This window comes from Streptomyces sp. NPDC004609 (genome assembly GCF_042873655.1).
Classification (GTDB): domain Bacteria; phylum Actinomycetota; class Actinomycetes; order Streptomycetales; family Streptomycetaceae; genus Streptomyces.
The window spans coordinates 12,886-28,970 of the sequence record NZ_JBIALS010000030.1 but is presented as its reverse complement, the minus strand read 5'-3'; the positions used below and the strand labels follow the sequence as shown (position 1 = coordinate 28,970).

Here is a 16,085-nt window from a genome sequence, read left to right as displayed (position 1 = left end):
CTGCCACCGCAAGCGGGTCAGCCGCCGTTGGGTGCGCCGTCGGAGGGGCCCAGCCGCTGCGACAACGCGCGGGCGGTCTCCAGCAGTGCCTGCGCCATCGGCGACGTGACGTCGTCAGGTACGGTCGTCGTCGTGCCGACGATCGCGAGTGTCCCGCTGATCTTGTCCCCCTCGAAGATCGGCGCCGCGATGGTGCGGACTCCGTTGACCGTGGGGGAGTTGACCGACAGCCCGTGCTGCCGGATGGCGTCGAGCTCTTCGGTGAGCTCGGCCGATGTGCGGACCGAGCGCGGCAGTGTCGGTACCTGCTCCGGGGGCAGGAGCGCGAGGAAGACACGTCCCTGCGCCGAGGACGTGACGTTCAGGCGCGAGCCGACCCGGACGCTGATGCGCACCATGTGGTCGGTGTTGTCCACCGAGCGCACCACGGTCGCCGACTCGCCGTCCCAGACCGACAGCACGATCGTCTCGTCGATGCGCCGGACCAGCTCCTCCATGTACGGCTCGGCGGCGGCGACGATCGGCAGGCCGGCCCGTGCCGCCGCAGCGAGGGTGAGCACCTGGGGGCCGAGGGAGTACAGCGAGGTGCGCTCGTCGTACCGCAGCAGGTTCGCCGCCCGCAGTGCCTTCGTGTAGCGGTGCGCGGTCGCCTTGCTCGCCCCGAGACGCGCGGTGATCTCGTTGAGGCTCATGTGCGGCTTGCCGACCGTGAACGAGCCGAGGATCAGCGCCGCACGCTGCACCGTCTGGATAGTGGGGGCGGTCCTGTCGGGACCGTCCTGCTCGCCGGTGCCGCGCTGCACCTTCGTGGCCATGGATTCCACGCTCCTGTCCATGCTCAGTCAAATTGGTAAGGGCATCAAATGAAACGCTGTCTTGTATAACGTCATGGTAAGGGTGTGTGAAGAGTGCTGAGGCGCGCATCCGCGGAGAGCCACGGCGGTGAACGGGAGCCGAGCGGTCGGCAGCCGCGGAAGCTCCTGTCCACCGCGCCGCCGGTGCGGAGAGTTCACGCGTCGGAGGAGTGCCCCGGCGTGATGGAGCGTGCCGGGTCGAGCACGGTGGCGATGTGGTTGACGGCGAGGGCGGCTTCGCCGAAGCCGATCGCGATGAGGCCGACCTTGCCGTCGTAGTCGGCGATGTCGCCGGCCGCGAAGACGCGTTCCCGGCTGGTGCGCATCGTGGGGTCGACGAGGATGCGCCGGCGGCGCAGCCGGAGTCCCCATTGCTCGATGGGGCCGAGGTCGGCGATGAAGCCGAGCGCGGCCACGACGGTCTGGGCGGGCAGGGTGATCCGGTTGCCGTCGGAGCCGGCGACCACGACTTCCGACATCGGCCCGTCGCCGGAGATCTTCTCGACCTCGTAGGGCGTCAGGACCCGCACCGAGGAGGTGTGCACCTGCTCGACGGTGCGTTCGTGGGCCCGGAAGCGCGTACGCCGGTGCACCAGCGTCACCGAGGAGGCGATCGGCTCCAGCGACAGTGCCCAGTCCAGTGCGGAGTCTCCACCGCCGACCACCACGACGTCCTGTCCTGCGAGGTCGTTCAGGCGTGGCACGAAGTACCGCAGGCCCCGGCCCAGGTACTCGGAGCCCGCCGGGAGCTCGCGGGGGATGAAGTTGCCGATCCCGCCGCAGACGAGGACCGCACCCGCGGTGATCCGCGTGCCGGCGTCGGTGGTGGCGACGATGCCCTCGCCGGTGTCGTCCAGCCGGGTGACCCCGTGCCCGAGCAGGTAGGCGGGGTTCCAGCGGGCGGCCTGCTCGGCAAGCCGGTCCACCAGCTCCTGGCCGCGGACGGCGGGGAAGCCGGCCACGTCGAAGATGAACTTCTCGGGGTACAGCGCGGCGATCTGGCCGCCCACCTCGGGCAGAGCGTCGGCGACCACGACGCTCATGCCGCGGAAGCCGGCGTAGTAAGCGCCGTACAGCCCGGTCGGGCCGGCGCCGATGATGAGCAGGTCGGCGGAGACCTCGGGGTCTGTGGGGTCTGTGGTCGGGTGGGTGGTCATGTTCCCACCTCGGGGTGGTCGTGGCCGGTCGGGCTGGTTTTGCGGGCTCCGCCGGGTGATCCGAGTGGTGGGGTGCCGAGGGTGAAGAATTCGGCGTTGACGCGTTCGAAGTGTTTGCTTTCCTCGGGCAGGTCTTCGTGGTGGAAGATGGAGATCTGGGGGCAGGCGGGTTCGCAGCGCCCGCACTCGACGCATTCGTCGGGCTGGATGTAGAGCATCCGGTCGCCCTCGTAGATGCAGTCGGCCGGGCACTCCTCCATGCAGGACTTGTCCATGACGTCGACGCAGGCGTCAGTGATGACGTACGGCACGAGCTTGTTGCCCTTCACACGGTCGCACAGAATGCGAGACGGTGTATCTCAATGTGGAATTGGATGATGGCGGTGCGGGACCGGGGTGTCAACAGCGCGACGCATGCTTGACACCGTCGAGTTCACTGGGGGAGGCTAATGCGACATACGAGACGGCGTCTCACGAGATGCCACTCGGGTCGGGACTTGTGAGAGGCAAACTCCCCATGGGAAGCAACCCCCGGACCGCACCAGCACCGTTGATCGTCGAGGACTGGGACCAGCTCACCTTCCGGGTCAACCGCGAGGCGTACCGCAGCCCGGAAATCTTCGCCCGGGAACGCGGCTGGGTGTGGATGCACACCTGGCTCTATCTCGGGCACGAGACCGAGATCCCCAACCCCAACGACTTCAAGGTCCGCACTCTGGGCGGTCGACCGCTCATCTTCTGCCGGGACAGTGCCGGCGAGCTGCACGCGTTCCTCAACTCCTGCCCACACCGCGGCACCGTGCTGTGCCGCGAGAACGAGGGCTCGACCAGGCTCTTCCAGTGCTTCTACCATGCCTGGACGTTCCGCAACAACGGTGAGGTCGCCGCGATCCCCGACGCCGGCGCTTACGAGTCGAGCGACGAGTTCCGGGCCTCGATGGGACTGCGCAGCGTGCCGCGCCTGGAGATCCACGAGGGGTTCGTCTTCGTCTCCTTCGACCCCGACGTGCCGCCGCTGCGAGAGCACCTCGGCGACGCCGCCGACTACATGACGATGATCGAGCAGCAGCACGTCGGCGGCATGACCACACTGCCCGGTACACAGCTCTACAGCGTGCGGGGCAACTGGAAACTCGCCGTCGAGAACGCGATGGACGGGTACCACTTCGCGCCGACGCACAACACGTTCGTGGGCTACCTGCGGGAGAGCGGCTACGCCGTCACCGACGACAACCAGTACGCGTACAACCTCGGCAACGGCCATGGTCTGCTGGTCCTGACCGGACACGGCGGACGGATCAGCATGATCTGGGAACCGCGCTTCGGCGAGGACGAGCGTGTCCGCACCGACGCCCACCGAGCGGAGATGACGCAGCGGCTGGGGGAGAAGCGGGCGCACTACGTGGCGGACGAGAGCCACATCCTGTTCGTGTTCCCGAACCTGCTGCTGTTCGACATCGAGGGCCTGTCGATCCGGCAACTGGAGCCCGTGGCGCCCGACCAGACCGACGTGCGCGCCTGGCAACTGGTCCCGCGCGCCGAGGACCCGGACACGCGCGCCCTGCGTATGAAGACGGTCGTCAGCTTCGTCGGCCCGGGCGGGCTCGCCACGCCGGACGACATCGAGGCGTACGAGGCGGTCCAGCGCGGCATCCAGGCCACGGCGGGCACCGGTGCGCCCGAGCTGGACTTCAGTGACATGTCGCGCGGCATGGCCGACGAGGTCAAGGGCGTGCAGGGCCGGTCGGTCGACGAAGGCGCGATGCGGGGCTTCTGGCGGCACTGGGTCGACGCCATAGGGTTCGATGACGGCATCGAGACCAACGGCGAGCGTCCGGCGTCCTTCCTGGTGGGGAGGGACGTGCGATGACCACGGTCGGCAATCGCGGCTCCGTGCGGTGTGCGGGACGCACCGTCGTCCGGCAGGAGGTGGAGGACTTCCTCTACGCCGAGGCCGACATCCTCGATCACTGGGACTACGACGGCTGGCTCGCCCTCTTCGAGCCCGGCGCCCGCTACGAGATCCCGACGACCGACCACCGCCCCGGCTGGTCGCCGCACGAGACCGGTTCCTTCGTCGACGACGACTGGGACCTGCTCCTCGCCCGGGTCAAGCGCCTGAAGTCCCGCAAGGCGCACGCCGAGAACCCGCACTCGCGCACGCACCGGCTGGTGTCCAATGTGCGGCTGTCCGAGAATACGGAGGACTCCTTCCGGGTGGCGGCCTCCTTCGTGGTGCACCGCGCCCGCGACGGGCACTTCGACGCCTACGTCGGGTGGTACGACCATCTGCTGGTACCGACCGAGGACGGGCTCCGTTTCCGGTTGCGGCGCTCCGTCCTCGGCCACGAGTCGCTGGCGGCAGGCGCCCGGCTCAGCTTCATCCTCTAGCCGGCGACGGATGGTGACCCGATGATCAGACACACCCTGTCCTTCCGTTTCGCCGGCGGAGTCGACCAGGCGACGCGCGAGTCCGTGCTGGGCGAGCTGCGTACCTTCCCGGACCGGTACCCGGCCATGCGCGGCTTCGTCCTCGGCGAGAACATCAGCACCCGCGACCAGACCTTCACCCACACGATGGCCGTCGACTTCGACAGTCAGGACGACCTGCTCGCCTATCTCGGCAGCGAGTCCCACGAGAACTTCGTGCGCACCCGCTGGCGACCGGTCATCGCCCAGCAGGCCATCACCTCGTTCGAGTGCGCCGAGCGTGCGTCGCTCGCCGCAGGAAGGACATCGCCGGTGAGCACCCGTCCGCACGGCCCGTACGGCATGGAGTACGCCCGGATCGAGGTTCCGGACATGCAGGCCACGATCGACTTCCTCGAATACCACGTCGGTCTGCAGCGGGAACAGCGTACGGACGAGTACGCCTATCTGCGCGCCGGCATCGAGCACCACGCGATCGAGCTGATCCACGCGCCCGAGCGCACCGACGGGTGGACGACCGCGGTCGGCTACAGCGTGGAGAGCGAGGAGGTCCTGGAGCAGCTGCACAAGAGCGTGTCCGACGCCGGCCTCGAAGTCCTCGAACTGCAGGAGCGGCAGAAAGCCCTGTGCGACAACGGCTTCGCGGTGAAGGACCCGAACGGCCTGATCATCGAGCTGTTCACCGAGTTCCAGGAGTACGCCGAGCCGCCGCACATCGAGATCCGGCCGCTCGACCTGGTGCACCCCTTCATCGCCACCGCGAAGTTCGAGGAGACGCTTGACTTCTACCGGCACGTCCTGAAGTTCCTGCCCTCGGACCACGTCGTCGGCTCGACCACGTTCTTCCGCTGCGAGGACCGCTACCACCACAGCCTCGCGGTGCAGAAGAACAAGGAGCACTACGTCGCGCACCTGTGCTTCGCGATGAAGAGCCTCGACCATGTCATGCGGATGCGCGCCCGTGCACTGTACAAGGGTGCCCCGATCGCCTCCGACATCGTCAACCACTCGGCGTCGACGTCGATCGCGTTCTACCTGCACGACACCCGCTTCGGCCCGCGGTACGAGCTGTGCGACGCGCACCGGGTGTTCACCCCGGAGGAGCACGAGACCCACCGGCCCCGCAGGATGCCCGCCGACCCGCGCAACATCGACGTGTGGCGTCCGGCCTCCGACGACTGGGGACGCTTTTGAGGCGGGACCTGCTCGACGTGCTGCACCTGCTCGACGCGACCACCGCGCCACGCGGGAAGGAGCGGACGGCGGCCCACCGGTTGCGCGCCTGGTGCGCGGACCGGTGGCCGCACATCGAGTGGCAGGTGCAGGAGTACGCCCCCGAGGGCGGCAGCCTGATCGCCACCCACGGGGCCGGCCCGCTGCTCTACTCTCACCTCGACACATCCCTGGACGACGGCAGCGAGGGCCTCCGGCTCATCACCGGCAACGCCGCGCCGGCCGGTCCGCTCCGTGTGGCCGGTGACGTGGTGGCCGGCTTCGGCCTGGGGGTCGCCCGCGGGCCGGCCGCCACCGCGCTGGTCGCCTTCGCCGAGGCGGGTGCCGGGCGGCTGCTGCTCGCGGGCTCTGGGACGCACCGCCGCACCGCCGGGATCACCGGCCTGGAGGCCTATGCCGACGCGTACCCGCTGCCACGGTCGGCGATCGTGGCGAAATGCGGCCCGCCCATGCTGCTGTGGCACGAGCCGGGCGCGCTCTACCTGACGGTCCGGGTGACCGGCCGCTCCGGGCTCGCGATGATGGCGGAGTCGGCCACGCCACCCGGCGGAGTCGTCGCCTCGGCCGGCGTCGTCCTGGACGAGCTGGCCCGCTGGCGCACGGCCTACCTGGCCGCCGACCCGCGGGCCGGGCAGACCGGCCGGGCCTGCGGCATCGGTGCGATCAGCGGGGGCTGGCCGGACAAGCCGGACCTGTTGCCGGCCCAGCTGCGGATCGTTCTGTACGTCGTCGCCGGCGACCCGGTGGAGCCGAAGGCGCTGGCGGCCGAGCTGGCCGACCGGCTGCGGGCGCGGTGCGCGGATTCGGGGCTGCGGAACTGCGCGGTCGAGGTGGAGGCCGAGCCGGTGGCGGCGGCCGCGGCCACGCCTGCCGACGCCCCGGTGGTGACGGCCGCCCGGGCGGCCTGGCTCGACGAGTTCGGCGCGCAGCCGCCGCCGGTCACCGGCTGGACGGGATCGACCGACGGCGTCGTACTGCGCGCCTGCGGCGTCGACACCGTGCGCCTCGGCCCGCAGGCGAAGCCGGCCGCCGACGATCCGCGTTGCGATGAACTGTCGTTGGCGCAGCTGACCGCCTACGCGCGTATCTATCGCCGGCTGTTGGCCGAGCTGTCGGCGTAGCCCGGAGATCCCGGTACAGGCGGCGGTTGTCAGGGCGGAGAATTCCCGCGGAAACGGTAACGGCTCACAACGCTGACACGGTCCGAGTGCCGTGCGACCCGAGGGGCGGGCCGAAGATGAGATCAACGGCATCGGCGTCGACGTGCACGAGGAGATCGAGGTCCTCCGCCGCTACTGGATGACCGTCCCCCTGCGCCCGTCAACACCAGCGGGCCAACCACCGGCGCCGCGGCAGCGCAGGCGGCCGGCCCACCGGCTTCGACAAGACGATCTACAAGCACCGCGATGAAGTCGGGCGTACGATCAACGCGCGGCGCGACCGCGAAGGGCGCGTCGGTCGGTGCCGGGCGAGCTCGTCCACCACTCCGACGCGGACAGTCAGTACACCTCGTTCCGCCTCGCCCAACACCTCGACACAGCCGGCATCGCGGCTCGATCGGCTCGGTGGGCGACGCCTACGACAACGCGCTGATGCCAGTGAGGGTGGGGTATCCGGGAGCGGTTCGGACGTGAGGCCGATGCCCTGAGCCGTCACACGCGCCCGTCCGGTTGTGGTGCCGTGTTACCCGAGCGCGTCGAACGCGACGACCGCGAGGTGAAGCAGGCACGGGGTCCGGGCACTTCGAGGCCGCACCTGGCGCGGCCGGCACCACCGCGTCACCCTCGGCTCCGTCGCACTTGTCTTCCGCACCCTCCAGCGCATCACCCAGTCCTCACAAGAGACGGCGTCGGTGTGAATCTCTGCCGGGTCGCCCGCGACTGCAGTTACTCCTCGCGGTCTGGGCCGGCGCCTGCCGCTCCGGCCGGACCCGCGTGCCGCCGACCGCGGGGTGAAGGGCTCCGACGCCAGAGCGGGTTCGATTGCGGGGGATCGATGACGACGAGGGCGGGGCGGCTGCGGATCGTTCGGCCGGGGCGCAGTCCCTGTTCCGCGACGGTACGGATCGCGATCGTTCGCGACACCACTCTCCGTACCGCCGTTGAACGGTGCCGTAGGGCCGGGGCGAACAGCGCGGAGATGGCCTTCACCTCGGCCAACAGCTTCAAGGCTCAACCGGACCGGGGCCAGTGCATCGCCCTGCGCTGTGTCGCCCTGGACGGCACCGGCCCCCCGAGCTGCGAGGAGCAGGGCGGCGTGGTCCGCCGCGGCCTCGTCCGACGGGCCGGTCGGTGGGGCTCATCACCTGCTTGTTGTCGGCAGATTCCGTCCGACCGGCGTGGTCACCAGATCTCAGGGGGTACAGACGACGCCCGTGCACTGGGCGGGTTTGGCGTTGTTGCTGGCCAAGTTGCCCCCGCCGTCGACATTGCCCGGGCTGGCGAAGATGCCCCAGCTGCGGTTGTCGCGGGCGGTGTTGCCCTGGATGGTGTGAACGGGCTTCGCGACGACGATGCCATCGCTCAGGTTGGCGTTGGTGGTGTTGCGAACCAGCTGGTTGCCGGCCCCGGGCGCTGCGTCCCCGGCGACGTAGATGCCCCGTGAGCCGTTGCGGTTGGCCTGATTGAGTTCCAGGTTGTTGTTGTTGGAGTGCGCCAGACTGATCCCGTCTCCGGTGGTGTCGTTCGCGATGTTGGACTGGATCAGGTTGTTGCCGGAGTAGCTCAACTCGATGCCGCCGGTGTTCGCGCTGACATCGTTGCCGGTGACCGTGCTGCTGTGGGACGAATCGAGGACGATTCCGCTGTCGCCGCTGCCCCGGAACGTGTTGGACAGGATGCGGTTGCCGGTGGAACCGGAAACCGTCAGTCCGGCGTCCGCGTTCTGGGCGGAGGAGTTGCTCTGGACGAGGTTGTTGTTCGAGCTGAGCCGCAGGATGATCGCGGCGTCGCTGCTGCCGCCGACGGTGTTCGTCAGCAAGGTGTTGCCGCTGGAGCCTTCCAGGACCAGTCCGGCGTCTCCGCTGCCGGTGATCTGATTGCCTTCGAGGCGGTTGCCGGCGGAGTTCTGAACGAAGACGCCCCCGCCCTGGTTGGCACTGATCGTGTTGTCGGCGAGCACGTTGTCGCTCGACCCGCCGGTGATCGCGACACCTCTCTGAGCCTGCTGGTCGATGAGGTTGTTGCGTACACGGTTGTTGCTGTCGGCGTTGTTGAGTTCGACGCCGGAGAGTTCGTTGTTGTGGATGGTGAGTTTTTCGACGATGTTGCCCGACGTGCCAGGGTTGAGCTTGACCCCGTGGTCGAACTCCTTCACACGGGCCGGGGTACCGGCGCTGTTGGTGATGGTGACGTTGCCGAACCCGTCGTTGCGGATACCGGCGCCCAGGCCGACGCCGTCGACGGTGCGTCCGTTGAGGTCGATGGTGATGCCACTGCTGCCGACGACCAGACCGTCGCCGGGGCAGTTGAGCAGGTCGGTATCGAGAACGACGCTGGTCGTGACTGTCTGACCGCAGGAGAGATGCGCCGCGTGTGCCGTCGGCGCGGTCACTAACACGCTGATCAGTGCGGTGGCCCCCACCGCTGCGAACCACGCTGAAGACAGCGTCCTGGAATGGCGGATCATGCCGAGACTCCTTCTGTCATGGCGTTGTGGAGCAGCCTCGCGGGCCAGGAACGGACCCTTGAGGGCTACGACGAGGCGGACGACCGCCCCCGCACAGCGTCAAGGGAAGGCATGCCGAAGGCTATGAAGTGGCAAAGAATGACCTAAGACGGGTGAAGGTTGACCGAATTGTTCATTCGCCACGTGGCCGTCGCGCCCGATAGCGAAACGATTCTTCTCTGCTTTGGCATGGGCGGAACCCTGCTGGGGACCCTAAATCTCCGTCTCTGGCGCCGCCCACCGGCTCCGCTCGTGCCCTCGGGGAGAACAACTCAGCCACCTGGGCTCGAACCAGCGGAATGAGTCCGATGTTTGTGCCGACCGCGACTGCGACCGATGCCGTCATGACGCCCACCCTCGCGGCCGCCCGGCGATGACCGGTCGGTACCGCATGATGGCCGACGCCATGGGTACGCCACGTCCCGGTCTTCCGGTCATCGCGGGCGGCGCCGGGGCATGAGTGCCAGTCGCGGACCAGGACGGAAGGGTCGAGTCCGCCGCGATGGAGCGGCCGCCGGGCGGCATCCGGTACGGCCACGGCGGGTCCTGGGGCGTCGTGAGCCCGGAAGCGGAAGGCCGGCCCCCAAAGCGCGTCGCGGTCTGTCAGTCGAACGGCCGCCGTGCGTTTGACGCGCGGTGCGACCCGGTGATATGTGGCGATATCTCCCCATCTCGGCGCGGCGCGGCAGGAAGGCTGGGCGCCGTCATCCTGCTCGGGTTGATCAAGCTCGGTGAGGCGCGCTTCGGCAGTGTGGAGGCGGGCAGTTCCATGGCCTTCACGGCCTTCGCGCTCTGTCTGATCGTGGCCGCGTTCGAGTGCCGCAGTGAAACCGCTTCGGTTGTGACGACCGGCACGTTCGACAGCAGGCAGATGAACCGGGCTGCTCTTTCGGAGTTCGTGCTCGCCGTGCTCGTGACCCAGATGGATGCCTTCCGCCGCGTTCTGGGTACCACTCGGATCGATCTGCGGCAGTTCGGCTGGGCGCTGCTGTCCGCGCTGGTGCTGTTGGTGGTGTGGGAGCTGGCCAAGTTCCTCGCCCGCCGGGCGGCAGCGGGCGAGGAGACCCGTCCGGACGGCAGCGGGACCGGCACCGCCGTCGGGGCCGCCGAGGGCCACCGTCGATACGGGCACGGACGGCGCCGCTCCGGCGGGCGCGGGCGGCATCCCGGTCGGAACCGGGGCGGGCAGGGGAGGCGGCGCCGGAGGAGGGGAGGGCCGTACCCGTACCCGTATCCGTCAAGGAACGCACGGCGGCACACGGTCCACCAGCCGCCGGGGTTGCTACCTCACCAGCGCGCGGCCTTGGCGTGGAAGGTCAGGCCCGGCCATGCCTGGACCGGTGCGGCCGAGTAGACGATCCGGCCCGCGCACAGGCCGCGTTCGGCGAGTCCTTCGACGATCTCGGGGATGGCCGCGAGTGTCGTCCGCAGGCCGTCGTGGAGGAGGATGATGCCGCCCGGCCGTACCGTGAGCGCGTTCGCCACGATGGTGTCGGCGGAGATACCGCTCCAGTCGACCGTGTCGGCCGTCCAGATCACCTCGGTCATCCCGAGCCTGGCCGCGTCCTGCCGGGTCCGTGCGTCGGTGCTCCCGAACGGCGGCCGGAAGAGCTGTGGTGCCCGGCCCGTCTGGGCCCGGATGACGCGGCTGGTGTCGCGCAGTTCCGCGAAGGCGGCGGGCGCGTCGAGTGCGACGAGGTTCGGGTGGGTGTACGAGTGGTTGCCGATCTGATGGCCTTCGGCGGCGATCCGCCGGGTCCCCTCCGGGCGGGCCTGGGCTAACGTGCCGGTCACGAAGAACGTGGCCCTGATCCGTCCGGCATCACGCAGCGCCTTCAGGTACGCGGCCGTGGTGTCCGTGGGGCCGTCGTCGAATGTGATGGCTACATACCCCCCGGAGCAGCGGCCCCCGGAGTCGGCCTCCGCGCTTCCCGGCGCCAGCGCGAACGACGACATCAAGACCGCCAGGGCCGCGCCGAGCCATCTCCGCGACCTGCCTCGTTCCTTCATTCCGAGTCTCCTCTCGATCGACGAATCGTCGTGGCGGGGGGAGACGGTGGAGCGGCTCGACGTGTCGGTCCGGGCAACCCGTGGCGCCCGGGCGGTGCTCCGACTTCGGTTCGCCGTTCCCCGGCCGCCCCTTCCACGTGAGGCCTGGTTCTCTCGCACGTGTGCGCGAACTTCTGGCCGGACACCATTGAACGCGAGCGGTGGTGCCGCGGAGCGGCAATCCCGGATTTCCCTTCAACCGGTTCCGTCAGGCATCCCGCCAGCCAGCCGGCAGGCGGAAAGGACTCCGTGCGAGGCGCGTCACTCTCGCCATCGTGGTGCCGGCCGTCGTCACCGCCGTGGCGGCGACGGTCGCCGCCGCATGAAGCCCCGGCACGTCGCGCCCAGCGCCGACGCCCGGACGGCCCGTCGGCCATGAGTGAGGAGCAGATCCGTCAGTCCGGGGCCTGCCGGCCGACCCGTCCGGGCAGCACCGTCACGTCCCTCGCGTAACTTCTCGGCGTCAGCGGGAACACGATCGGCTTGTTGTGGCGGGTGTGTCGTCTGTCGGGGTTTCGTGGTTACGTGACGGTTGTGCCGCCGAGCCAGACCCGGGTGGGTCGCAGGCCTGCGTCCAGCTCGACCATGTCGGCGCGCAGTCCGGGCTGCCGTGCACCGCGGTCGTTCAGTCCGATGAGGCGGGCAGCGGTGCGGGACGTCATTTGTACGGCGTCGGGCAGCGGGATCCCTGTGGTGGACACGGCCCTGCGGAAGGCATCCGCCATGAACAGTGTTGTCCCGGCGAGTGTGGTGGTGCCGCGCAGCGTGGCCATCCCGTCGGTGACGGGCCCCTCCTTAGGACCCGGGCCTGGAGGCCAGGAGCCGATGGGCGGGCCCATGTTCCCGCGCGCCCTGCCGACGGCCGACGACCCGGACACCTGGGCCGCCCAAGAGCCGGACCCCGAGCGCCTGGACGAGTTCCTCCGCCGCATCGGCAAGGTCTGACCATGAGCTGTGGGTAGGGCCTGCGTCCGTAGAGGGTGCGGGTAGGCGCGCGACCGGCCGCAGACGGTCCGCGGCCAGCGCGCGAGCCGAACGCCTTCCGGCGGGTGTATGCCCACTGGGAGGCGTTCGGTGTTCCGATCCATCCTGATGCGGCATCAACTCGCTGTAGCAGGAGCTGCTTTCCGGGGTCGTGGCAACAACAGCGCCGGCACAAGGGTCAGCGCCGTGAACCCGAGAATCCACCAGAACGTGGCGCCGAAGGCCGAGGTCAGATTCTCCGCGGTTCGCCCCCCGTCCGCGGTGTGGGTGGTGATCTCGCGCTGCAGGATCACCGCGAGAATGGCGGTGCCGAACGAGCCGCCGAGCCGCTGGATGACCGAGATCGCGCTGGTCGCCCGGGGGATCGAGGCGGGCGCCAGCCCCTGGTAGGCGGCGCTCATGATCGGCACCATCGAGGCCGCGATACCGATGCCCCAGATCAGCAGCGACCCGCTGAGCAGCCACACGCTGGTGTCGGCCTGGACCTGGGTGTACGCGAGGGTGCCGACCACTCCGATCCCGACACCGGTGAGCACGATGGGCCGGGCGCCGATTCTGTCGGTGAGCCTGCCGACGTACAACAAGGCGATGATCGTGCCGACCGACTGGGGGGCGAGCAGCATGCCGGCCGAGAACGCGGTCTCGCCCCGCACCTGTTGGTAGTACAGCGGCAGCAGCAGCATCGCTCCGAAGACCGACATCCCGCCGAGGAACATCAGCATGGTGGCGATGGAGAACGACCGGTTCCTGAACAGTCGCAGGTCGATGATCGGCGTGATCTTGGTGCGCAGCGCGTGCCATGCGAAGGCGAGCAGCAGGAGCACGCCCAAGGTGAGGGCGATGACGACCGGGGTCGCCGCGAACCCGTCGGCGGTGCCGGTCTGCGACAGGCCGTAGATGATGGCCGCGAGACCGGGGGAGAGCAGGGTCAGGCCGAGGACGTCAAGGCGGGCCCGTTCGCCCTTGCCCGTGGCGTCCTTGGGCACGGTGCGCCAGGCCAGCAGCAGGGCGATGAGGCAGATCGGGACGTTGACGTAGAAGATCCAACGCCAGCTGATGCTGTCGATGATCAAGCCGCCGGCGAGCGGGCCGATGATGGGCGCGAGGTGTCCTGGCACGGCCACGATGCTCATGATCCGGCCGATCCGCCGGGGACCGGCGGCGCGGACCAGGATGGTCTGCATCACCGGGGCGATCATGCCGCCGCCGATGCCCTGGAGTACGCGGAAGCCGATGAGGCTGTCCACGGACCAGGCCATGCCGCAGAGCACCGACCCGAGCAGGAACGCGCTCAGGGAAAAGATCCACATCGTCCTGGCGCCGAACCGCTCGACTGCCCAGCCGGTGAGGGGGATGACCATCGACAGGGCGAGCAGATAGCCGGTGGTCGCCCATTGGATCGTGACGATGTCCGTATGGAACTCACGGGAGAGACGGACGATCGCGACGCTCACGATCGTGGCGTCCAGCATCGACGCGATGGCGCCGATGACGAGGACCACTCCGAGTCGGATCAGTGCGGGGTCCAGCCGTTCTGGGGCTGCGGGCGCTTCTGTGACCGGGGAAGCTCCGGCGGGCGAGCTCGTCATGAGAATGACACTACACGGTGCAGTGTAGTGATGTACGCTTATTTTCAGTGCCGCCGAAAGACCTGAGGAGCCATCCAGTGACGAGCCCGCCCACAACAGATCCGCGGCGGAGTGAGGCCAGCGGTCGGCTGCGCCAGGGGTCCGCGGAGAAGCGGGCGTCGATCGTCGAAGCCGCGCTGGAACTCTTCCTGCGTGACGGGGTCGCACGGACCAGCATGGACGCCGTGGCCCTGGAGGCCGGCGTCTCCAAGCGGACGGTGTACGACTACTACGGCGACAAGGAGCGGCTGTTCCTCTCGGTCATCGAAGAGGCCGAGACCGCGCTGATGGAACGGTTCGTTGACATCCTGGACCGCACGCTCGGCGACGATGTCACCGACATCGAGGCGGCCATGATCGCCTTCGGCCGCGAACTGGGCTCCAGTGTGGCGCGCTCCCAGGACCGCGCCTCCGCGATCCGCCTGGTGATCGCCGAGGCCGCGCACTTCCCCGCGCTGCTCGACCGCCGGGGCGCCCCGGGGAACGAACAGGTCGCGCTGGCCGGGCGACTGGCCGCGCTGGCCGAACGCAGCCGCCTTGACGTGCCCGACCCGATGCAGGCCGCGGCGCACTTCGGCGCGCTGGTCACCAGCAGCGTGAACAACCGCTCGCTGTTCGGTGTGCTCCCCGTCGAGGACGCCGATATCGAGCGGATCGTCGTCAGTGGTGTCCGCGTCTTCCTGCGCGCCTACCAGCGGCCGTCTGCCACCTCCTGACTCCGTGCGGCGGTTATCAGGCCGGGGTGACGGTGCTCGGCTGGAGGCGGATCGGCAGATCCGCGCGGTTGCGTACGTCCAGCTTCCGGTATGCCCTGGTCGTATCCTGCTCCACGGTGCTGACCGTGCCGGAGAGCTTGCGGGCCATCTCCCGGTTGGTGTGTCCCTTGACGGCGAGCGCGGCCACCCGCCGCTCGGCGTCGCTCAAGGAGGTCAGGCCCGCGGTGGCGGCCGGTGGCTCCGGCAGGGCCACCGCCTGGTTCAACGACCGCCGTTGGAGCAGCGACCCCGCTTTGCAGTCGGTGGCCACCTGTCAGGCGCGCCGCGCCATCATCCGCGCCCGGTCGGACTCGCCCAGGGCGTGGTGCGCATCGCTGAGGTCGGCCAGCGCGCCGGTCAACTCGAAGCGGGCGCCGCATTCTTGGAGCTCCTCGGCGGCCTGCGCAAGAGCTGCGGCCGCTGCTTGGGCTCGCCGCACGAAGCCGGCGTGCGCAGGGCGATGCCGTGGGAAAGCAGCGGCCACCACCCAGAAGCCGGTGGGGATCCCACGAGGGGCGTCCCCACCGGCCGGTGGGTCAGACCACCGGCACGGGGAGAATGACCAGCGGGAGCAGTCCGGCCTCGACCGTGGCGCGGTCGATCGTGAGGCCGCAGTAGCGGCCGACGCCGGTGACTACACGTGCCGGGATCTCGTGCGTATGCTCCTCGTAGTACAGCTCCACCGCCGCCTCGGTGGACACGCCGTCGTACAGGGACGGGAACACAGCCCCCGCCGCCCGCAGCGCTGCGTCCAGTTCCGACGACCAATCCACGCTCCCGCGGAACTCGGCCTCCCACGTCCGCCCGTCGTCTCCGGGAGCATGGAGGATCAGGGAGGGGGCGTCGTGGTGGTTCAGGGTGAGGCAGATGATCTCCTCACCCACGAGTGGCGCCATCTCCGGCACGGCCCGGTAGCCGAAAAACCAGGTAGCGGCGAAGCCGTCCTCCAGGACGTACACCCACTCCCCGCAGGTGCCGTACATCGCGCGGCTGACCTGCGCCATGTCCACGCCGGAAGGGGCAGCCAGCTCATCCCGGTCCCTGTACAGATCCTGGCACCGAAGCTGTTCGCGGTCCGCTCCGAGACGGACCAGGAACTCCTCCGCCTCCACACCGCGGGCTGCTGTGAGCGAGATGCCGCCACGCATCCCGTTTACGCCGCGCTTCGCCACCTCGTCGCTGTGCTCACCGATCCATCCGATTCCGTCAGGCATCCCGCCACCCGCAAGGGGATCGAGTCCTCGAAGCTGCTCGGCCCCGAGCACTTCCTCGCCTTCGTCGGCATAGCCGCAACCCTCATCCGCCACCGCCGCCTCACCAACTGAAACA

15 protein-coding genes and 2 pseudogenes are annotated in these 16,085 nt (G+C 69.3%); 8 read left to right on the top strand and 9 right to left on the bottom strand.

Translation table 11 applies throughout. From position 1 onward, the window contains the following. Nucleotides 1-17 precede the first annotated feature (17 nt). From ACFYT4_RS26275 to fdxA, 3 genes are all read right to left on the bottom strand, one after another. Nucleotides 18-815 carry an IclR family transcriptional regulator gene (locus ACFYT4_RS26275; protein WP_389273851.1) on the bottom strand — a complete coding sequence of 266 codons (798 nt, stop codon included), beginning with the start codon at nucleotides 813-815 and terminating at the stop codon, nucleotides 18-20. 194 nt (nucleotides 816-1,009) lie between these two features. After that, nucleotides 1,010-2,011: an NAD(P)/FAD-dependent oxidoreductase gene (locus ACFYT4_RS26270; RefSeq protein ID WP_389273849.1), complete on the bottom strand. Its 1,002-nt coding sequence runs from the start codon at nucleotides 2,009-2,011 to the stop codon at nucleotides 1,010-1,012. Further along, nucleotides 2,008-2,340 carry a ferredoxin gene (fdxA, locus tag ACFYT4_RS26265; RefSeq protein ID WP_389273846.1) on the bottom strand — a complete coding sequence of 111 codons (333 nt, stop codon included), beginning with the start codon at nucleotides 2,338-2,340 and terminating at the stop codon, nucleotides 2,008-2,010. The genes ACFYT4_RS26270 and fdxA overlap by 4 nt, the downstream gene beginning before the upstream one ends. Nucleotides 2,341-2,528: 188 nt before the next feature. On the opposite strand from fdxA, the gene ACFYT4_RS26260 reads away from it, so the two are divergent. The 5 genes and pseudogenes from ACFYT4_RS26260 to ACFYT4_RS26240 form a co-directional block, all read left to right on the top strand. Then, nucleotides 2,529-3,881, top strand: a complete 1,353-nt coding sequence (locus ACFYT4_RS26260; RefSeq protein ID WP_389273843.1) for an SRPBCC family protein — start codon at nucleotides 2,529-2,531, stop codon at nucleotides 3,879-3,881. Continuing rightward, nucleotides 3,878-4,402: an aromatic-ring-hydroxylating dioxygenase subunit beta gene (locus tag ACFYT4_RS26255; protein WP_389273840.1), complete on the top strand. Its 525-nt coding sequence runs from the start codon at nucleotides 3,878-3,880 to the stop codon at nucleotides 4,400-4,402. The genes ACFYT4_RS26260 and ACFYT4_RS26255 overlap by 4 nt, the downstream gene beginning before the upstream one ends. Nucleotides 4,403-4,423: 21 nt before the next feature. After that, complete coding sequence (locus ACFYT4_RS26250) at nucleotides 4,424-5,635, top strand: Dabb family protein (protein WP_389273837.1); 1,212 nt, start codon at nucleotides 4,424-4,426, stop codon at nucleotides 5,633-5,635. Further along, the gene (locus ACFYT4_RS26245; protein WP_389273834.1) at nucleotides 5,632-6,795 is read left to right on the top strand and encodes a hypothetical protein; all 1,164 of its coding nucleotides are present in this window, start codon (nucleotides 5,632-5,634) and stop codon (nucleotides 6,793-6,795) included. The genes ACFYT4_RS26250 and ACFYT4_RS26245 overlap by 4 nt, the downstream gene beginning before the upstream one ends. A gap of 206 nt (nucleotides 6,796-7,001) precedes the next feature. Next, nucleotides 7,002-7,103 (top strand): annotated as a pseudogene (locus ACFYT4_RS26240) (IS5/IS1182 family transposase); the annotation flags it as partial. Nucleotides 7,104-8,026: 923 nt separating this feature from the next. On the opposite strand, the gene ACFYT4_RS26235 reads toward ACFYT4_RS26240, so the two are convergent. After that, nucleotides 8,027-9,301, bottom strand: coding sequence for a nitrous oxide reductase family maturation protein NosD (locus ACFYT4_RS26235; protein WP_389273831.1), 1,275 nt, complete (start codon nucleotides 9,299-9,301; stop codon nucleotides 8,027-8,029). A gap of 541 nt (nucleotides 9,302-9,842) precedes the next feature. Here ACFYT4_RS26235 and ACFYT4_RS26230 point away from each other — a divergent pair. After that, on the top strand, nucleotides 9,843-10,694 hold the full coding sequence (locus ACFYT4_RS26230; RefSeq protein WP_389273828.1) for a cation-translocating P-type ATPase C-terminal domain-containing protein: 852 nt from the start codon (nucleotides 9,843-9,845) through the stop codon (nucleotides 10,692-10,694). Here the strand turns inward: ACFYT4_RS26230 and ACFYT4_RS26225 are convergent. The 3 genes from ACFYT4_RS26225 to ACFYT4_RS26215 all read right to left on the bottom strand — a co-directional run bounded on the left by ACFYT4_RS26225 (nucleotide 10,628) and on the right by ACFYT4_RS26215 (nucleotide 13,962). After that, nucleotides 10,628-11,350, bottom strand: a complete 723-nt coding sequence (locus ACFYT4_RS26225) for a polysaccharide deacetylase family protein (protein WP_389273825.1) — start codon at nucleotides 11,348-11,350, stop codon at nucleotides 10,628-10,630. The two genes, ACFYT4_RS26230 and ACFYT4_RS26225, sit on opposite strands and share 67 nt — an antisense overlap. A 560-nt stretch (nucleotides 11,351-11,910) precedes the next feature. After that, the gene (locus ACFYT4_RS26220; protein ID WP_389273822.1) at nucleotides 11,911-12,162 is read right to left on the bottom strand and encodes a hypothetical protein; all 252 of its coding nucleotides are present in this window, start codon (nucleotides 12,160-12,162) and stop codon (nucleotides 11,911-11,913) included. Nucleotides 12,163-12,489: 327 nt separating this feature from the next. Next, on the bottom strand, nucleotides 12,490-13,962 hold the full coding sequence (locus ACFYT4_RS26215; RefSeq protein ID WP_389273819.1) for a DHA2 family efflux MFS transporter permease subunit: 1,473 nt from the start codon (nucleotides 13,960-13,962) through the stop codon (nucleotides 12,490-12,492). 77 nt (nucleotides 13,963-14,039) lie between these two features. Here ACFYT4_RS26215 and ACFYT4_RS26210 point away from each other — a divergent pair, with 77 nt between their 5' ends. Beyond that, a complete protein-coding gene (locus tag ACFYT4_RS26210) occupies nucleotides 14,040-14,717 on the top strand; it encodes a TetR/AcrR family transcriptional regulator (RefSeq protein WP_389273816.1) in 678 nt (225 codons plus the stop codon). Nucleotides 14,718-14,733: 16 nt separating this feature from the next. On the opposite strand, the gene ACFYT4_RS26205 is transcribed toward ACFYT4_RS26210, so the two are convergent. Both ACFYT4_RS26205 and ACFYT4_RS26200 read right to left on the bottom strand, forming a co-directional pair. Continuing rightward, nucleotides 14,734-14,982, bottom strand: a complete 249-nt coding sequence (locus ACFYT4_RS26205) for a helix-turn-helix transcriptional regulator (RefSeq protein ID WP_389273813.1) — start codon at nucleotides 14,980-14,982, stop codon at nucleotides 14,734-14,736. Nucleotides 14,983-15,292: 310 nt separating this feature from the next. Beyond that, nucleotides 15,293-15,904, bottom strand: coding sequence for a hypothetical protein (locus ACFYT4_RS26200; protein ID WP_389274032.1), 612 nt, complete (start codon nucleotides 15,902-15,904; stop codon nucleotides 15,293-15,295). An 18-nt stretch (nucleotides 15,905-15,922) separates the two neighbouring features. On the opposite strand from ACFYT4_RS26200, the pseudogene ACFYT4_RS26195 reads away from it, so the two are divergent. Further along, nucleotides 15,923-16,081 (top strand): annotated as a pseudogene (locus ACFYT4_RS26195) (IS5/IS1182 family transposase); the annotation flags it as partial. Between the last annotated feature and the right edge of the window lie 4 nt (nucleotides 16,082-16,085).